Origin of the sequence: Sphingomonas sp. 22176 (assembly GCF_052045505.1) — a bacterium.
Classification (GTDB): Bacteria; Pseudomonadota; Alphaproteobacteria; order Sphingomonadales; family Sphingomonadaceae; genus Sphingomonas.
Genome location: NZ_JBQEPL010000003.1, coordinates 224,684 through 242,885, shown reverse-complemented (window position 1 = coordinate 242,885; position 18,202 = coordinate 224,684). Strand labels below are relative to the sequence as shown.

At 68.1% G+C, this 18,202-nt stretch carries 16 protein-coding genes; 6 read left to right on the top strand and 10 right to left on the bottom strand.

Annotated elements, in window-relative coordinates; translation table 11 throughout:
* Positions 1–257: 257 nt before the first annotated feature.
* Complete coding sequence (locus ACTJKY_RS13080; protein WP_440846582.1) at positions 258–593, top strand: hypothetical protein; 336 nt, start codon at positions 258–260, stop codon at positions 591–593.
* 11 nt (positions 594–604) lie between these two features.
* On the opposite strand, the gene bla is transcribed toward ACTJKY_RS13080, so the two are convergent.
* Positions 605–1,465 (bottom strand): subclass B3 metallo-beta-lactamase, encoded by an 861-nt coding sequence (gene bla, locus ACTJKY_RS13075; protein WP_440846581.1) that lies wholly within the window; start codon positions 1,463–1,465, stop codon positions 605–607.
* Complete coding sequence (locus ACTJKY_RS13070) at positions 1,462–3,540, bottom strand: ComEC/Rec2 family competence protein (protein WP_440846580.1); 2,079 nt, start codon at positions 3,538–3,540, stop codon at positions 1,462–1,464. Before ACTJKY_RS13070 ends, bla begins: the two co-directional genes overlap by 4 nt.
* Positions 3,541–3,952: 412 nt before the next feature.
* Here ACTJKY_RS13070 and ACTJKY_RS13065 point away from each other — a divergent pair, with 412 nt between their 5' ends.
* Both ACTJKY_RS13065 and ACTJKY_RS13060 read left to right on the top strand, forming a co-directional pair.
* Positions 3,953–4,252 carry a hypothetical protein gene (locus tag ACTJKY_RS13065; RefSeq protein WP_440846579.1) on the top strand — a complete coding sequence of 100 codons (300 nt, stop codon included), beginning with the start codon at positions 3,953–3,955 and terminating at the stop codon, positions 4,250–4,252.
* 27 nt (positions 4,253–4,279) lie between these two features.
* A complete protein-coding gene (locus tag ACTJKY_RS13060; protein WP_440846578.1) occupies positions 4,280–5,563 on the top strand; it encodes a citrate synthase in 1,284 nt (427 codons plus the stop codon).
* Between the two features lie 132 nt (positions 5,564–5,695).
* Here ACTJKY_RS13060 and ACTJKY_RS13055 read toward each other — a convergent pair whose 3' ends face one another.
* From ACTJKY_RS13055 to ACTJKY_RS13035, 5 genes are all read right to left on the bottom strand, one after another.
* Complete coding sequence (locus tag ACTJKY_RS13055; protein WP_440846577.1) at positions 5,696–6,166, bottom strand: RICIN domain-containing protein; 471 nt, start codon at positions 6,164–6,166, stop codon at positions 5,696–5,698.
* A gap of 163 nt (positions 6,167–6,329) precedes the next feature.
* Positions 6,330–8,183: an ABC transporter ATP-binding protein gene (locus tag ACTJKY_RS13050; RefSeq protein ID WP_440846576.1), complete on the bottom strand. Its 1,854-nt coding sequence runs from the start codon at positions 8,181–8,183 to the stop codon at positions 6,330–6,332.
* Between the two features lie 160 nt (positions 8,184–8,343).
* On the bottom strand, positions 8,344–10,296 hold the full coding sequence (locus tag ACTJKY_RS13045; RefSeq protein WP_440846575.1) for a glycoside hydrolase family 97 protein: 1,953 nt from the start codon (positions 10,294–10,296) through the stop codon (positions 8,344–8,346).
* Positions 10,293–11,012 (bottom strand): GDSL-type esterase/lipase family protein, encoded by a 720-nt coding sequence (locus ACTJKY_RS13040; protein ID WP_440846574.1) that lies wholly within the window; start codon positions 11,010–11,012, stop codon positions 10,293–10,295. Before ACTJKY_RS13040 ends, ACTJKY_RS13045 begins: the two co-directional genes overlap by 4 nt.
* A gap of 88 nt (positions 11,013–11,100) precedes the next feature.
* A complete protein-coding gene (locus ACTJKY_RS13035) occupies positions 11,101–12,429 on the bottom strand; it encodes an MFS transporter (RefSeq protein ID WP_440846573.1) in 1,329 nt (442 codons plus the stop codon).
* A gap of 162 nt (positions 12,430–12,591) precedes the next feature.
* On the opposite strand from ACTJKY_RS13035, the gene ACTJKY_RS13030 reads away from it, so the two are divergent.
* Positions 12,592–14,229: a L,D-transpeptidase family protein gene (locus tag ACTJKY_RS13030; RefSeq protein WP_440846572.1), complete on the top strand. Its 1,638-nt coding sequence runs from the start codon at positions 12,592–12,594 to the stop codon at positions 14,227–14,229.
* 23 nt (positions 14,230–14,252) lie between these two features.
* On the top strand, positions 14,253–14,579 hold the full coding sequence (locus tag ACTJKY_RS13025) for a hypothetical protein (protein ID WP_440846571.1): 327 nt from the start codon (positions 14,253–14,255) through the stop codon (positions 14,577–14,579).
* 23 nt (positions 14,580–14,602) lie between these two features.
* Here ACTJKY_RS13025 and ACTJKY_RS13020 read toward each other — a convergent pair whose 3' ends face one another.
* Entirely contained in the window at positions 14,603–14,977 is a 375-nt protein-coding gene (locus ACTJKY_RS13020; protein WP_440846570.1) for a hypothetical protein, read from the bottom strand.
* A gap of 415 nt (positions 14,978–15,392) precedes the next feature.
* Between ACTJKY_RS13020 and ACTJKY_RS13015 the strand changes: the two genes are divergently transcribed.
* Complete coding sequence (locus tag ACTJKY_RS13015) at positions 15,393–15,686, top strand: hypothetical protein (RefSeq protein WP_440846569.1); 294 nt, start codon at positions 15,393–15,395, stop codon at positions 15,684–15,686.
* A 4-nt stretch (positions 15,687–15,690) separates the two neighbouring features.
* On the opposite strand, the gene ACTJKY_RS13010 is transcribed toward ACTJKY_RS13015, so the two are convergent.
* Positions 15,691–17,115 carry an ATP-binding protein gene (locus ACTJKY_RS13010; RefSeq protein WP_440846568.1) on the bottom strand — a complete coding sequence of 475 codons (1,425 nt, stop codon included), beginning with the start codon at positions 17,113–17,115 and terminating at the stop codon, positions 15,691–15,693.
* Positions 17,112–18,176 carry a DUF2336 domain-containing protein gene (locus ACTJKY_RS13005; protein ID WP_440846567.1) on the bottom strand — a complete coding sequence of 355 codons (1,065 nt, stop codon included), beginning with the start codon at positions 18,174–18,176 and terminating at the stop codon, positions 17,112–17,114. Before ACTJKY_RS13005 ends, ACTJKY_RS13010 begins: the two co-directional genes overlap by 4 nt.
* Between the last annotated feature and the right edge of the window lie 26 nt (positions 18,177–18,202).

Genomic DNA, 18,202 nt, shown 5'->3' with positions numbered 1-18,202 from the left:
TTGGCCGGGCTGAAGTTGGCTGGAAAGGGATGCAAACCCAATGTCGGCGTTTTCTTCATCGGCAAGATCGATGAGGAGATCGCCGCGCTCGCGAAAAGGAAATCGGGGCTTTTCGGTGAGAGGGTGCCCAGCGAAATTCGGGCGATCGTTCACGGAAGTGGGCCGGTGCGCGCATGGAGCAACACCGACACTTTGAGCATCGACGGTGAGCAGCTTGGCTCGGGCAAAGTGTTGCGCGTGGGGGCGGAACAACACTGGTGTCCCCCATTCGCAAAGATGTTCTCGCTTCGATCGTGTTCATCGAGCGCTCCGCGTTGCCGGGAAAGTCACCGACACAGATTGGCGACTGTATCGCAATGCGCGCCTTGGGGGGCACACGGCCGCAGAATGACCTGGGCGCGCGAAGCATCCTGTCGCTTTTCACCCCTGGTGCGACGGAAGCCCCGCCCGAGATGACGGCCTTCGACCGCGGCTATCTCCGCGGCCTGTACGCCGACACAGCAAACGCTTTTGCGACGACGACACAAAGTCTCATCGTGCGGAGTATATTGGAGGAGAAGAAAGCCGAGGGAATGCCGGACATCGCGAAGTAACAACGGACTCTCTAGTGAGCGCCCTTCGATGTGAGTTCGGCCGCGAACGCCTTCTGCGCAGCATCCACCCGACGCCCCAGTTCGCCCGGATCGACGAACGCCTCGGCGTCACCCGCCATCTGCTTGGCGCGCTTGGCGGCAAGGTCGAACTGCTCGGCGTGGAAGCTGAGGAACACGTCCGCCTGGGTGGCGCGCAGCTTGGCGAAAGTCGCGCGGAAATCGGCGGGGGCTGCGTCATAGCCATGGCCCGGGGTCAGCGGCTGGTCGGCGACGCTGAGGCTGCAGGCGAACAGCACGGTCAGGCTGTCGCCGCCTGAAGGGACCTGCATCGTGAAGCTGGTGCAGCCCTTGGTGTGCCCCGGGGTCAGGTGTGCGACCAGCGTGTTGGTGCCGAGGCGGATCTCCTCGCCGTCCTTCAACTGTCCGTCGACCTTCACCGGCGGCGCGGCGATGCTGATGTCGGGGCGATAGTCGGACTTGCCCGCTTCCAGCGCCGCAGTGTCCGCCGCGCTGGCCAGCAGCCGAGCGCCGGTGCGGCGCTTGAGCTCGGCCAGGCCGCCTTCATGGTCCCAATGGGCGTGGTTGATCAGCAGAATCTTCACGTCGCTGAGCTTGAAGCCCAGCTTCTCGATGTTCGCGGCGATCAGCGGCGCGCTTTCGGGCATGCCGCCGTCGATCAGGATATGCCCCTGCGGGCTGGTGATCAGATAGGCAGAGATACCCGCGGTGCCGACATAATGGACGTTACCGAGGATCCGGAACGGCGCCATGGGCTGGTTCCATTCGGCGCGGGTCTTGGCCCAGTCGATGCTCTGCGCCAGCGCCGGGGACGCGAGGCCAAGTGCCGAGGCCGCAAGCAGAATCCGGATCATCGTCGATCTCCCTTCGCGGCGCTGAATGGAGGCTGGACGGTGGGCGGGTCAAGCCATGGCTGGTGCGCGCCCGTGCGCACGGTGCGTACCGTCCCGCCCGCAAAGGTCAGCGCGACCCCGCCGGTGGAGTCGAGCACCCGCCGGTCGAGCCGAAGCCAGCGGGGCTTGCAGGCACGCGGCAGCCGCCGCTCGCTCACTACGATGTCGCTCGACGCGCAGACCGCGACCAGTTCGCGCCACGCCACCGGATAGACACTGCGGGTCGCCGCCACGCGCCAGCGCCGGCCACCCTGCATCACCTCCGCCACGCACAGATCGGGGCTGCACCGCGCATCGGGCCGCTCGGCGAGCGCCGCCAGCGCATCCGCCTCCACCCCGCCATTCTCGCCGAGCACCTGCCGCGTGAAGTCGCCCGCGCGATAGCGCAGCAACGCAAGACTGCCGTCCGCCATGCGTAGCGCGACGTGCCGCCCGTCTCCGGTCACCAGCAAATCCGGCCCCGGCGTCGCGAGTGCCCACAGGCCGCCGACGAGCAGCGGCACGAGCCCGGCGATACGCACCCGCGTCCGCCACAGGCCGAGCCACAGCCCGCCGAGCACCATGCATGCGAAGGCGTCCGCCGGCATCACCGGCAGCACCGCGACCGAGCCCGGCGCGCTCGCCACGCTGTGCGCGATCCACAGCAGCAGCGCCATCGCCTTGCCAGTCAGCCACCAGAAGGGCCCGCCCACCCCGACCAGATCGCCCAGCAACGCCAGCGCCTCGAGCGGCATCACCACGAAGGTGGTCAGCGGGATCGCGGCGATGTTGGCGACCGCGCCGTAGATGCCGCCCTTGTGGAAATGGAACAGCCCGATCGGCATCAGCGCCAGCTCGACCAGGATGCCGGTGAGCAGCAGCGAGCCAGCCCCCCGCGCGATCCGCCGCGCCAGCCCCTCCTCCCGCGCCTCGAACCAGCGCCGCATGTGCGGGCTCTCGTGCAGCGCGACAATCGCGGCGACCGCGGTGAAGCTCAGCTGAAAGCTGGGCCCCGCCAGCGACTCGGGCCAGAGGAGGAGCACCACCATCGCCCCGGTGGCGACCAGCCGCAGCGTCAGCGCCTCGCGCCCCAGGCTCAGCGCCACCAGCACCAGCAGTGCGGCGACGCAGGAGCGGATCGTCGGCACCTGCCCACCGGTGAGCCAGGTATAGCCGATCGCCGCCAGCGCCCCCGCTCCCGCCGCCACCAGCGGCAGCCGCATCCGAAGCGCCAGCCATGGGCTCAGCGCCAGCAGCCGGAGCACCACCAGCATCGCTGCGCCGGTGACGGCGGTGACGTGGAGCCCACTCACCGACAGCAGGTGCGCCAAGCCAGCGCGACGCATCGCCTCGCTGTCGTCCTCGGAGATTGCGCCCTCGTCGCCGGTGGCGAGCGCGCTGGCGATACCGCCGGCACTACCCGGCAGCCGCGACTCGATATGCGCGGACAAGGCGGCGCGCAAATCCTGCCCGGCCTGGGGTGGCGCGCGGAGCAGCGTCACCGGATCGAGCGCCTTGCCGGTGGCGCCGATCCCGTCGAACCAGGCCACTCGCCGGAAATCATAGGCGCCGGGGACCGAGGGCCCCGGCGGCGGCACCAGCCGCGCCCGCACCGCTACCAGCGTGCCCGCCGAAATCCCGGGCGGCACCGCCGCGACGTCAACATTCACCCGCAACCGCGGCGGCAGATCGCCGCGTCGCACCGGCGCGAGCACCAGCCGCACCAGCCCGCGGGCCGGCCGCGACTCGACGCGCAGCACGGCGGCGTCGAAGCGTGCCACCTGCGGCCGCGCGAGCACCGGGGCGGCAAGATGCTCCGCCCGCCACCAGATCGCCCCGCAGCCCGCGGCGACCAGCAACCCGCCCACCAACAACGCCCGCCCGCTTCGGCCGGGAAGCACGGCACCGAGTCCCGCCGCTCCCAGCGCGGCTACGACGAAGCCGATCCATTGCTGCGGCCCGACAAGCAAGAACCAGCCGCTGATCCCGCTCCCGAAGGCGATCGGCAGCCACAGCGGCAACTGGCCCCGCTCCGCCTCGAGCCAGCGTTCGACCATCCCCCAAACGCTGGCAGGTCCCCCGGAGAATCGCCACCCGCCCCCCAAGGGAAGGCTCGACACCCCCAGGATCGGGGCCGGAGCGGCTGGACTCGCCATGATGCGAAAGACTGCGGGCATGTGCGGCGGCGCGCAACCGTAGAAAATAGCGCGCCGCGGAGGCAAATTCTTGCGTCAAACAGCATCTCTTGAGCAGCACACCATATGGGCGCAAATTGCAGGAAACAAAAAACCACTGCGGTTCGCTTGCATTGATCACGCAAGGTCGGGCGGTGTGTCGTGACCGCGAGGTGGATATTGCCCCGACCAACGCCGACTCGCTGTCGAGAATTTGCATCGCAGCATAGGTGCAAATTGGCGTTCCGTTCGGATTTTCCGTGCTCGCGTCCGATCGCCGCCCCTTCTTTTCCGCATGCGCGCACGTACATTGGACGAAGCGGCAACCGCTCTGCTAAGGGCGAGCCGCGCCCCCGCCCGCCCTCGGTTACACACCGCGCTTGACGGATTGGTAACGTGGGATACGGAGGCGCTCGAAGCGGCGGTACGCACCGTCGCCGACAAAGCGGGCGGGAAGCCCGGCGACATGGCGCAGCCGCTGCTTGCGGCGTTAACCGGCCGCCGAACTTCTCCGGCTATCTTCGGCGCCCAGGCGACGCCGGGAACCGAGGGGGCTCTCCCCCGCTTCGCAGATCAGATGCGTACACCCGCCTGAAAACGGGTCGAAGGAAAGGACGACTACATGAGCGATACCGCCAAACTGCATGTTGCGGGGAAAGACGTCGAATATCCCGTCCTCAAGGGCAGCACCGGCCCGGACGTCGTCGATATCCGCAAGCTCTACGCGCAGACCGGCGCCTTCACCTACGATCCGGGTTTCACCTCGACCGCGAGCTGCGAGTCGGGCCTGACCTTCATCGACGGCGACGAGGGCGTGCTGCTCCACCGCGGCTACCCGATCGGCCAGCTGGCCGAGAATTCGAGCTTCATGGAAGTCTCGTATCTGCTGCTCAACGGCGAGCTGCCGACGCAGGACGAGCTGACCAAGTTCGAGAGCACGATCACCCGCCACACCATGCTGCACGAGCAGCTGGCGACCTTCTATCGCGGCTTCCGTCGCGACGCGCACCCGATGGCGGTGATGTGCGGCGTGGTCGGCGCGCTTTCGGCCTTCTACCACGACTCGACCGACATCACCGATCCGACGCAGCGCATGATCGCGTCGCACCGTCTGATCGCCAAGATGCCGACGATCGCGGCGATGGCGTACAAGTACAGCGTGGGCCAGCCGTTCCTCTATCCGAAGAACGACCTGAGCTACACGGGCAACTTCCTGCGCATGACCTTCGGCGTTCCGGCCGAGGAATATGAAGTGAACCCGGTGGTGGAGAAGGCGCTCGACCGCATCTTCATCCTCCATGCCGATCACGAGCAGAACGCCTCTACCTCGACCGTGCGCCTCGCCGGTTCGTCGGGCGCCAATCCGTTCGCCTGCATCGCCGCCGGCATCGCCTGCCTGTGGGGCCCGGCGCATGGCGGCGCCAACGAAGCCGCGCTCAACATGCTGCACGAAATCGGCCGTCCGGAGCGTATCCCCGAGTTCATCGCCCGCGCGAAGGACAAGAACGATCCGTTCCGCCTGATGGGCTTCGGTCACCGCGTGTACAAGAACTACGATCCGCGCGCGACCGTGATGCAGCAGACCGTGCGCGAAGTCTTCGCGTCGCTCAACGTTTCGGACCCCGTGTTCGAGGTGGCGCTGCAGCTCGAGGAAATGGCGCTGAAGGACGATTACTTCGTCGAGAAGAAGCTGTTCCCGAACGTCGACTTCTATTCGGGCGTGATCCTGTCGGCGATCGGTTTCCCGACGACGATGTTCACCGCGCTGTTCGCCCTGGCCCGCACCGTCGGCTGGGTGGCGCAGTGGAACGAGATGATCTCGGATCCCGAGCAGAAGATCGGCCGCCCGCGCCAGCTCTACACCGGCCCGACGCAGCGCGACTACGTGCCCGTCAGCCAGCGCTAAGCGCAGCTTCCGGGGCTTCGGCCCCGGTAGTTACAAAAAGACGGCGCCCCGCTCCCGCGGTGGCGCCGTCTTCTTTTTTCCGATGCGGTATGCCGCGACTGCGTGTTGGAGCCGTCGCGGCATCTGGCTGCGTCAGGCGCTTTCGAGTTCGGCGAGGTCTTCTTCCAACGATCGCAGCGTCGCAGGAAACAGGATCCACTGCTGCGCGGGCGAGCCGTTGTTCGGATAGAGCCAAATGGGGTTACCGTTCTGCAGTCCGCGACTCTGGTCGTCGACAACCATGCCGGGTGCCCCAACGGAAGAAATGAAGCTCTGCGAGCCGAAGAAGGTCCATTGCTGCAGATTGTTGGACCCTTGGCGATTGCTTACCACCAGTTGAGTCTGCGCCGCCGCAGACGGCGCCGTAAGCACCAGCGGCGTGGGGCTCGCTTGGCTAGCGACGAGCGTGATATACTGGTTGAACATGTTGATGTCCCACAGGATCAGAGACGGATTGGTCACCGTCGATTGCTGCAGGATCACCACCTGTGCACCGGCCTGCACATTCTGCACACCAAGCACATAGTTCGGGTCGAACGCATATTGAATAATTGCCTGAGTCATTGCCCTCTCCTCTGAACGGAACGCGGCACCGTTGATGCCGGAGTGTTTGGGCGACCCTTTCCCGCCAGCGGTATAGCGACCGATGCTCAGGCCTGGCGACAGCCACTCCCTCCGTTCCGGCTGCGATGATGCCGAAATCGCTCGGGAGCGGAGCGTTTCAGCCTCAGCCAGCAGCCTGCCGCTCCACCACCCGCAGCGGGGGGCGCGCGCCGAGGCCGAACATCCGCAGAGCGGTACCGGCGACGAAGCGGGGGAATTCGCGGCGCTCGACCGGTGCATCCAGGCCCTCGGCCTGCAGCGCCCAGAGCCGCTGGAAGGCCCCGCCCGCACGCAGCAGCGACAGCGGTGCGCCGTCCTCGACGATACGGCCATGCTCCACCACGATCACCCGGTCGAAACCGACCACGGTGGAGAGGCGGTGCGCGACGGCCAGCACGGTGCGGTGCGCCATCAGCGCGTCGAGCGCCTGCTGCACCTCGATCTCCGACCCAGTGTCCAGCGCCGAGGTCGCCTCGTCGAGCAGCACGATCGGCGCCTTGCTGAGAAACGCGCGGGCAATGCCGATGCGCTGGCGCTGGCCGCCCGACAGGTTGGTCCCGCGCTCGCCGACGATCGTGTCATAGCCCTTGGGCAGCAGCGCGATGAAGCCCGCGCAATGCGCCGCCTCGGCCGCGGCACGGACCTCGGCATCGGTGGCGTCGGGGCGGGCGAAGCGGATGTTCTCGAGGATCGAGCGGTGGAACAGCAGCACTTCCTGCGGCACCACGGCCACTGCCTGGTGCAGGCTGTCCTGCGTTACCCGGTCGATTGGCTGGCCATCGATCAGGACGCGTCCCGCCTGCGGATCGTGCAGCCGCTGGACGAGCTGGAGGATCGTCGACTTGCCGGCGCCCGAGGGGCCGACGATGCCGATCTTCTGGCCGGGCGCGACCTCCAGCGAGAGATCGTGCAGCACCGGCTGGCCGGGATGATGTGCGAAGGTCAGGCCCTCGATCCGCACCTCGCCCTCGGTCGCCTGCAGCGGCACCGCGTCGGGGGCGTCTTCCAGCGCATGGGGGGCGCCGACGATCTCCAGCGTCTCGCGCAGATAGCTGAACTGCTGGCTGGTATCGATCAGCGCCATGGCGAGGTCGCGCGAGCCGTTGAGCATGCGGAAGGTCATCGCGCTGACGACGACGACGTCGCCCGCGGTAATCCCACCCGCGATCCAGCGCTCGACCGCCCAGACCAGCGCACCGCCGACGAGGATGACCAGCGCGACGTCATGCAGCACGCGGATCCGCTCGACGAACATCCAGCCGCGCTTCTGCGCCGCCGCCTCGGTCTGGAAGAAGCCGGCGAGCCGCTCGGACTCGCGGCGGCGGGCGCCGAACGACTTGATCGCGGCGATGTTGCCGACCAGGTCGACCAACTCGCCGCCGCTCTCGCTGGCGGCGCGGGCAAAGGCCTTGTGGTATTTGTCGCCGCGCATGCCGAGGAAGACCAGGCCGGTGCTCGCCGCGACGAAGATGCCGGTGATCGCCACCGCCATGCGCCAGTCGATCGCGAGGAAGATCAGCAGCGCGCCGCCGAACGCGATCAGCGGGGGCGTGATCTCCATCAGGATACGGTGGGTGAGCGCCTGGAACGAGCCCGTCAGCGCGCCGACGCGGTGCCCGAGCGAGCCGCCGCGCTGGTTCTGGAAGAAGCCGATATGGTGGCCGGTCAGATAGTGGAACATGTCGAGCCGGATGCGTACTCCGCTCGCCACGGTGATGTTGCACAACAACATCGCCGCGCCGCGGACCAGGCCGTTCTCGAGCGCCACCAGGCCGACAAATGCCCCGAGCGCGACATATACCGCCGTGTGCGAGGGCGCCGCGACCGTCATCGAATCGATCAGCAGCTTCATCGCGTACTGCACGCCGACCGCGCTGGAGGCGCCGCCCACCACGAGCAGCGCAAGCAGCGCGAAGGCCAGCGGCCGTCGCGTGACGTAGTGGAGTAGGAACCGAGCCGGGCTCTTCAGAAACGGCATGTCGTTCCCCTTCGGGTTTTCCGGGCGCTGCAATGCAACAATCATGCGACCGAAAAGACCCATCGGGCCATGAACCCTGGGTGAACTTTGCGACAGATGCGGTCGAACGGTGAAATCGAGGCGACGAAATGCGGCAGAATCTAGGCATCAAGTGCCCGAATCAGCGCTCCTGGAGCACCGCCACCGCCCCGCCCGTCGCCGCGAGATTGAGCGTCAGCGGCACTTCCCGCGATACGCGCTTGGTTTCTACCTCCACCGCATCGGGCGCGGCACCGTCGCTCCAGATCCGCACCTCGGCGCCGTGCGCACCGAGGAAATCGAGCGGGACGGAGATCGTCCGCGGCTTCTCGTCGTTCATGGCGCCGAGATACCAGGCCTTCCCCTTGCGGCGGCCCAGAACGATGTACGCACCCGTCTCCCCGGCGAGGAACCGCGTCTCGTCCCAACTGGTCGGCACCTGGCGAAGGAAGTCGAAGCCCGCCGGGCTCGCCGCATAGGTATCGGGGCTATCCGCCACCGCCTGCAGCGGCGAGAGGAAGACGACATACATCGCCAGCCCATGCGCCCGGGTCGACTGCACCATCGGCAGGTCGCCGCGCATCCGGAAATCCGCCGGCGCCACGTTGCGGAAGCCACCGGGGGTATAATCCATCGGACCCAGCAGCCCGCGGGTATAGGCGAGCATCACGTCGTTGCCCGCGGTAGCCCGCGTGCTCCACTTGTTGTACTCGGCGCCCATCACGCCTTCCTGGGTCACGAAATTGGGCCAGGTACGGGTGAGCCCGCGTGGCGCGAAGGCACCATGCAGGTCGACCATCAGATGGTGCCGTGCGGCCGCACCCAGCAGCTTCTGGTACCAGTTGACCATCCACTGGTCGTCGCGTTCCATGAAGTCGATCTTGATGCCGGCGACGCCGAGCTTCTCGTAGAGCGCGAGCGCATCCTCCATCTGCTCGTCGAGCGCCTGCCAGTGCGCCCACAGCCACAGCCGCACCTTCTTGGCGCGGGCATAGTCGGCGACTTCCTGGAGGTTGATCGCATCGGCCCATTTGGTGATGTCGACGCCCGGCCGCCGCACCCCGCCACCGCCGGCGCCGGCATACCAGCCCTCGTCGATCATCGTATAGGGCATGCCGTTCGCCGCGGCGAAGTCGATGAACGCCTTGGCCACCGCCGTCGTGGTGCGCTGGCCGGGGAGCTTGGCGATGGAGGGCCCGCTCCACCAGTCCCAGCTGGTGAGGCCCGGCTGGATCCAGCTGGTGTCCTCGATCCGGCTCGGGCTGGAGAGGCTGGTGAGCAGCGTCGATTCCTGCAGCGCGCCGAGCCGGTCGGCGAGCATCACCACGCGCCACGGCGTGACGATCGGGCTGCCGATACGGGTGTGCACCGCGATGCGCGGGTCGTCGAGCGAGGGGGAGAGCTTCACCTGCAGCCCCGGCCCGCCATCGCCGCGCCCCGTAAGGTACATCGCGGCGAAGTCGATCAGATCGGCTTCGGCGATGGCAAAGGCGCCCTTCCCCGTCTCGCAAGCGAAGGGCACGTCGAACAGATTGTGGTCGCGCAGCCGCGTGGTGTCGACGGGATCGAACTCACCTTCGTGGCTCGAACCGAAGCGGCCGACATTGAAGCCCCAGCATTTCCAGGGCTGTGGGAAATAGAAGCCGGTGCGTTCATAGCGCACGACCGCCGCCGCAGTCGCCGGCTGCACCGGCACCAGCATGCGAAAGGCGATGCCGTCGTCATAGGCGCGCAGGATCAGGTCCATCCGCCGTCTGGCGCCGCCGCGCTCCTGCAGGTGGATGATGCGCTGATTATAGCGATCGCGCCCCTCGGCCGCCTTGCCGAGCACGATCTTGTAGCGCGTGTCGGCGCTGCTCGCCTCGCTGCCGGTGACGGCCATGCCCCAGCCCATCATGTCGCGATCGAGGTCCAGCGCGATCGGTGCGGGTGCGAGGATCAGCTCGCCGCGCCGCTGCACCGTGTAGTTGGGCACGCCCTGCCGATCGAGCGCCACCACCACGCGGTTGGCGCCGTCGGGGGACACCACTTCCAGCGTTTGCCCGGCGGCCGGAGCCGCGATCAGCAGCGCCGCCGTGCCGAGCAACTGCTTCACGCGTGGCGGGCCTTCAGGATCGGCTCGATCACCGTCGCCATCGCGTCATAGCCGGCTTCGGTCGGATGGACGCCGTCCGAGGCGAGACCGGGCTTCATCGCGCCCTTCGCATCGGCCAGCACGGGGGTGTAATCCACCCAGGTCAGCCGTTCGGCCTTGGCATAGTCCCGCAGCCAGGCGTTCATCTCGCGAATCGGGCCGAGCACGTCGAGCCCCGGACGCCAGGGGAAATGATCCGAGGGGGGAATGGAGGCGAGGATCACGCCGATGCCGTTCGCCTTGGCGATCTGGGTCATCATGCGGAAATTGTCATAGCTCTGTGCGCGCGTCATCTTGCCGGTATTGCCGGCGATGTCGTTGGTGCCTGCCATGATGTGGACGAAGCGCGGCTTGAGGTGGACGACATCGGCCATCATCCGCAGCACCATCTGCGGCGTCGTCTGCCCGCTGATGCCGCGCCCGACGCGGCCGGCAGTGAAGAAACCCGGCCGCTTGCCCTTCCAGCCCTCGGTAATCGAATCGCCCATGAAGACGATGTTCACCTTCTCCCCGCTCGCGAGGATGCGGGCATTGTCGGCGGCGTAGCGGCTGAGTTCGGGAAAATCCTCGTGCAACAGGCGCTCCTTGCGCTGCTCGTAACTTTCCTGCGTCTGCGCGCGGGCGACGAGGGGCAGCGCAAGCGCGCCGGCGAGCAGCGAACGGCGGCGGAGGGACATCCCGATTCTCCTGGAGATAGCGTAGGTCGTTGGGGCCGAGCGTGGCGCAACGCTGCAGGAGCGTCAAACCCCGCTCGGCCCTTGCCTATCAGTGCAGCGAAGCGCCGCCGCCGGCGCGTACCGGCTTGGCGCGGCCCGCGGCGATCGCAAAGCCGCACAGCACCACGTAGCAGAGCGCCGGCACGATCAGCGCGAAGGCATAGCCGTGCAGATCCGCCACCTTGCCGACCAGCAGCGGCAGCAGCGCGCCGCCTACGATCGCGGTGCAGAGCAGGCCTGAGGTCGCCTCCTCGCTGGCGCCCGAACGCTCGAGCGTCAGCGTGAAGATCACCGGGAACATGATCGAGTTGAACAGGCCGATCGACAGCGCGACGAAGCCCGCGGTGACGCCGCCGACCGCGACGACATAGAGGCACATCGCCGCCGCGATCACGGTGAACAGCGCCAGCAGCTTGTCGGCGCGAACGCGGGTGAGCAGCAGCGAGCCGAGCGCGCGACCGACCATCGCCCCGCCCCAATAGAAGGCAACCGCTTTGCCGGCCTCCTGGAGCGAAACGCCGTGGACGCCGTCGCTGCCCATCAGCGTACCGAGGATCGGCACCCCGAACGGCGCATCGGACTGGCCCCAGATGCTGTTGTCGTTGAGGAACAGCGCCATCTGCGTGCCGATCGAAACTTCGGCGCCGACATAGAGGAAGATGCCCAGCGCGCCGAACAGCGCCCAGCGCGACGAAAAGGCGTCGAACAGGCCCGTGGTGCCCTTGTGCGCAGGCGCGGCATCGCTGACGACGCGGCGACTGAGGAAGAAGAACACCGCCAGTGCGAGGATCAGGCCGCAGATCCACAGATAGGCGGTATCGATGCCCGCCAGCGCCTCGGCGCGGACCGCCGGATCGACGACCGCGCCCGACTTTACCTCGACGCCCTTGAGGAACAGATGCGCGCCGAGCAGCGGGCCGAGGAAGGTGCCGAAGGAGTTGAAGGTCTGGCTCAGCACCAGCCGGAAATGGCTGCGCTGCGGATCGCCGAGCGCCGCCGCCAGCGGGTTCGCCGCGACCTGCAGCACGGTGATGCCGCTTGCCAGCACGAACAGACCGAGCAGCACCAGCCAGTAATTGGCGAGATTGGCTGCGGTCAGCATGATCAGGCAGGCGACCGCCATGGTGCACAAAGCCAGCAGGATCGACGGCACCGCCTTGAGGCGCGAGACCAGCGCCGCTGCGGGCAGCGAGACGACGAAATAGGCGAAGAAGAAGGCGAAGGCGCTCGCCTGCGCCTGCAGATTGGTGAGCGTGAAGATGCCCTTCACCGCTGCGACGAGCGGATCGACCAGCGAGGTGATGAACCCCCAGGCGAAGAACAGCGTTGTTACCGCGGCGAATGCCAGCGTGGTGTGCGTCGAACGTGCGGTTGCCAAGCGATCCCTCTCCTGCCCTGGTGGCGTGTGGGCGCGACGCTTCCCGACAACGTTGGCAAAAGTCAAGCTGAGCGGGGATGGGTTTTCCTTCTCGCATGTTCGTACGGGCATCGCCTATAGGCCGATGCGTTGATAAACGACGCGGCGAGTGGAGTATTGCGCGTGGACGAAGTGAAGAAGCCGGTGGGAACGAAGTTGGTGCTGAAAAAGGGGGTAGCAATAGTGGCGCTGGCGAGCGCGATCGCCTCTCCCGCCATGGCCCAATTCCGGCTGATTCCCAAACCCAAGGCCAGCCCCACCCCCGCCACGCAGCCGACGCCGACACCCGTGAGCCAGGTGCAGACCCAGAACCCCCGGCCGGCTGCCCAGCGCACGCCGCAAAGCCAGACCCCGGCGGTGCAGACGCCGCGCCCGGCGCAGACGCCCCAGGCGCAGCCGACGCCGCTCGTCCCCGCCCCGCTGGTGGCCGCGGCCCCGCTGCCCACGCTCAGCACCAAGCAGATCGCCGAGCTGCGCCAGCTGCTCACCGATGCCGGCCTGTCGCAGGGCCTGCGCCGCATGACGAGCACGGTCACCCTGCCCAATGACAGCGACGGCATGGCCCGCGCCGCGCTGGATTATGCGCGCGCCGTCCATTCGGGCCGGCTCGATTCGAGCGACTTCATCAACGACTGGGGCCTGCGCCCCGCCCCGTTCGATCCCACGCCCGGCTTTGCCGATGCGGTCAAGCGCGATCGTCTCGCCGCCTGGATCCGCTCGCTGCCGCCGCCCTATGCCGGCTATGACGGGCTGGAAAAGGGCTTGGTCGCCTATCGCGCGATCCTCACCTCGGGTGGCTGGCCGAAGCTGGCACCGGGGCCCGATCTCGCCAAGGGCGCCAGCGGCGCGCGGGTGAAGGCGCTGCGCAAGCGCCTCGCCGTCGAGGACAAGCAGGTCTCGGCGAGCGGCGACGTGTTCGACCAGGATCTGCAGGAGGCCGTGCTCCGCGCCCAGCGCCGCTACGGCCTGCGTCCGACCGGCGTCGTCTCCACCGGCACCCTGGCCGCGCTCAACGTGCCGGTCGAGGCGCGCGTCCGCCAGATCATGGCGAACATGGAGCGCTGGCGCTGGCTGCCGCAGACGCTGCCGGCCAAGCGCATCCAGGTGAACATCGCCGCGGCGGTGATGACCGTGTTCGAGGGCGACAGCCCGATCGCCTCGATGAAGGCAGTCACCGGCCGCCCGGGCAACGAGACGCCGATGCTGCAGTCGCGCATCCACTCGATCGTGCTCAATCCGCCGTGGAACGTGCCCAGCGGCATCGCCGCCAAGGAGCTGTGGCCCAAGGGCGAGGCCTATCTGAAGGCGCATGGCTACCGCGTGATCGGCACCGGGCCGGATCGCCGCCTGCAGCAGGAATCGGGCCCGCGCAGCGCGCTCGGCCGCTACAAGTTCGATTTCGACAATCCTTACGCCGTGTATCTGCACGACACGCCGGTCCAGTCGGGCTTCAACAGCTATAGCCGGCTCGACAGCCATGGCTGCGTCCGCCTGGAAAAGCCGGGCCCGCTGGCCGAGCTGCTGCTCAAGAACGATCCGAACTGGCAGCCCGAGGCGATCGCCGCGCAGCTGGAAGGCACCAAGACGGTGCGCGTCCGCCTTGCCGATGCCGACCAGGTCGCGGTCTATCTGCTCTACTGGACCGCATTCGCGAGCGGTGACGGCACGATGAACTTCCGCGACGATCCCTATAACTGGGACAAGCTGCTCGCCGAGAAGATCGAATCGCGTGCGGCGGTCAGCGTCGCCACCGCCTCCTGAACCCGAACGCCAAGGAAATACTGATGAAGCTGCGCACTTTCGCGATCCTGGCCAGCGCCGGCCTCACCCTCGCCGCTTGCGGCAGCAAGGACGAGGCCCCGAGCGCGCCCGACGCCAACGTCACCGAAATCACCGTGCCGGAGACCCCGGCCGACGTGAACGTCTCGACTCAGGAACCCGCCACCGCCGAGCCGGTCAACGCCGCGCCGGTGCCGGAAGCGACGCCGACCGAGAAGCCGAAGCCGTTCAGCGACCGCGAGCAGACCGAGTCGGACGCAGCCGCCACCGGCATGACGTCGCGCATCGATCGCAACGCCGACAGCGAGAACCAGGAAAAGAAGCAGCAGTAAGCGGGGAAACAGCGCGTCCGCGCTTAGCGGGCGCGCCCCTCGTTGAGGGCCGAACGGCCCTCGCTCACCCGGGCGAGCAGCAGCTCGAGATGCTCGAGCGAATAGCCCGAGGCATGGAAGTCGGCAATTTCCTGCTTCGGCAGCGCATAGCCCTTGTGCCAGGCGAGCACCGCGATACGGCGCAGCGCCTCCAGCTTGGAGTCGGCCAAGCGCGGGCTGGCGCGATCACCGCCGAAGAAGATCGTGAGGAAGCGCGCCCAGCGGCTCGGAGCTTCGAGCGAGGACAGCCGATCGCGCTGCGCGATCGCCACGACCTGCCATTCCAGCGGGGTCAGCGCTGCAGTCGACGGGGTCGTGACGGGCTGCCGATCGAAGCCGGAAAGATCAAGATACGCCATCGCCTGCACTCCTGTACGCTGCGGCTGCAGGCCTCCCTGGTCGACGCTGTGCGGCGTCGCCGGCCGTTCCGCAAAAATATGTTCCACCTGTTCCCGCACCCGAACGGTGGAGGATCCCCCCCATCGTCCCGCTACGAGGCCGCCGGGTATATCCCGGCTCCCTGAACCCACGCTTTCAAAACGGCGCGGATCGTTACGGTATGCAGCTTTCTCTACGCCCGGGCGCCGTAACGTCAAGCTAAAATCGTACTGTGTAGTACTGCAATTTTCAAAAGCCCCTGGTGTTGCTGATTTACCGCATCGCAGCGGGGGACGGGCATGATCCGAAGATGAACCCTCGCCTACAAACCAGTTCAGGCTCTGGACGCCTCGACTCGCCTAATCCTGCTTCATCGACACGAGAAAGGACTCACCGATGAAACTGGTTCAATGGATCGCTACCGCCGGCTTCGTCGCCACCGGCCTGGTCGGCGCCACGGCCGCGCAGGCGCAGGACTGGCGCTACCGTGACCATGACGAGCGCCGCTGGGATCGCCATGATCGCCACGACCGCTGGGAGCGCCATCGCGGCTGGGATCGCGGCCGCCACCATGGCTGGGATCGCGGGCGTCCGGGTTGGGACCGCGGCGGCTATGGCTATCGCAGCCGCACCGTCTGCTTCGACGAATGGCACCACGGCCGCCGCATCGAAGTCTGCCGTCGCCGCTGACGGCTCAGGGAGCGCCCGCAGGAGGAGGCGGGCGCTCCGGATCCTCGACCAGCGGCAGCATCAGCACGAAGCGCGCGCCCATGCCGGGCGCACTGTCGACAATCAGATCGCCTCCCATCGCGCGGGCCAGACGCCGCGCGATATAGAGCCCCAGCCCGCTCCCGCCCGGCTCGGTCGGATCGACGCGGCCGAACTTCTCGAAAATGCGCACCTGGTCTTCGAGCGCGATGCCCTTGCCTTGATCGGCGACGATCACACAGCCCATCCCGCCTTCACTCTCCAGCCGGATCCATACCGCGGCACCGCGCGGGCTGTAGCGCAGCGCGTTGCCGATCAGATTGACCAGCACCTGCAGCGCCCGGCGAAACTCGCCGCGCACCCGCAGCACCGCATCGGGTCCGGGGCGGTCTATGCGGACCCCCGCCTCGCCCGCCCGCATCGCCAGCAGCCCCGCCGCACGGCGCGCGACATCGGCCAGGTCGATGGTCGACCGCGTGGTCGCGAAATCGTCGCGCTCGATCGCCTGAAGGTCGACCAGATCCTCGACCAGCGCGAGCAAATGCCGTCCAGCGCTGGCGATATCCCCGGCATAGCCAGCATAATCGCCGCGGATCGGCCCTTCGCCCTGCACGCCGATCGCATCGGCATTGGCGATGATCCGCGCGAGCGGCCCGCGCAATGCCCGCTCCAGCCGTCTGCCGAATGCGCGCGGAAAGCCGGTCCCGGCGACCGGCGGGACGGGCCGCGGCGAGTCGGCCCCTTCCCCCTCCAGCACCCGCGCCGCGCCGATGAACCCGGCGAAGCGGCCCAGCGGATCGTGCCGGGGCGTCGCGGCGAGCCGCACCATACGTCCGGTCCCACGCACCTCGGCACGCTGGCCGTCGAATCGCGCCTGGGCGGATACCGCCGAGAGGATCGGCAGCTGCCCGGCATCGTCCTGCGCCAGCGCGAACAGCCGGGTGAGCGGCTGGCCGAGCATCTCGCGAATGTCGAAGCCATGGCGTTGACCCGCTTCGGGCGAGAGGAAGGTCAGCCGCAGCGCGCCATCGGTTTCCCACAGCCAGTCGCCCGCGGCGCGGAGGAAATCGCCGTCGCGTGCGGGATCGCCGGCCGGACGCCAGGCCGGTCGCGCACGCCAGCCGCTGACTTCGAGCCGCACGCCACCGCGATCCGGTGCAGCGCGCACCCAGAGATCGATTTCTTCCTCACCGTCCGCCGCGACGACACTGCGCGAGATGGCGATGCCCAGCCGATAGGCGAGCTGCGCCACCGCGGCGACGCCGGGTAGCGCCAGCGGCGCGCCGATTTCGCCGCCCGCTCGATCGTTGAGCGCGCGCAGCCGGGGCTCGGCGTCGATCAGCCGCCCGCTGGCATCCAGTCGCGCCACCGCCAGCGGCACGACCGGATCGAGCGACGGAACCGCGATCACCGCGCCGGCATCCCGCGCAGCGCGGCGCGTGCCTCGCGATAGTCCGAGGGCAGCCGCAGGTCGGCGAGCAGCTCGCGGGCTCGCGCCACGTCAACCGTCGCAAGCATGTCGATCATGTCCGCCATCGCAGCGAGATCGCGCCGGGGATCAGCATCGCTGAGCAGGAAGCAGAGTTCGGCGATGGCTCCGCGCGGCAACTCCAGCGCGTGCAGCACCAGCATCAGCCGCTCGGCGCCGGGATCGAGCAGTAGCGCGCGCGCATCAGCAAAGGCAATGCGCGCGGCTTGGGCCAGGGATGCCAGGAAGAGAGACACGTGCCGGTCCCGCAGGGCCTCCAGCAGTACCCGGGCGCGTTCGCGTGGTTCGGGCGCGATCGCGGTGGCGAGGCGCAGCGCCACTGCCTCCAGCTGTTCCTCGGCGTAACGCGCTGCAAGCGCGCATTCGGCCGCGACCGCGGCGCAAAGCGCCTCGTCCAGTGCCACGCCCGCCAAGGTTCCCGCCTGCTCGCGCATGGCGGATGCAACCCACCAAAGCAGCCGTTGGTGCAAGGTGAACGGCAGTCGCCACCGTCCCGCTTCAGGACTCCGCGCGCGGCTCTCGGCGAGCAGCAGCGCCCGGGCGGCCTCCGACAATTCGGGCGCGGGGTGCTCGGCGAGTCGGCCGAGCAGGCTGGGACGTGCCGGATGCTCCGCCGCGCGGTGCGGCAGGCCCGCTGCGAGCTGGTCGAGGCGGATACGGGCGAGCAGCTCGTGCACCAGCACCCCGTCCGCCGCCAGCCCGGCGGTGTGTAGCAGCGGCAGCGTCGGGCCGATGCCGGGAAAGCCCTCCGGTACCACCGCGCGGCGCAGGCTGGCTTCGATCGAACCGACGATCTGCTCGAGCGCGATCAGCATCGCCGTGCGCGTACGCTCGTCCAGCCGCAGGTTTTCGGGGATCGCCAGGTCGCGCGCCGTCGCTGCGCCCAGCGCGCGTTCGTGCGCCTCCGCTGCCCCGGCGCGCGCCAGCAGATCCTGGGCGTCGATGGCCGGGCCACCACGCGGTTCGGGAGCGCCTTGCGCCATGTACCAAGGTCATAGCGCCGGTAGCT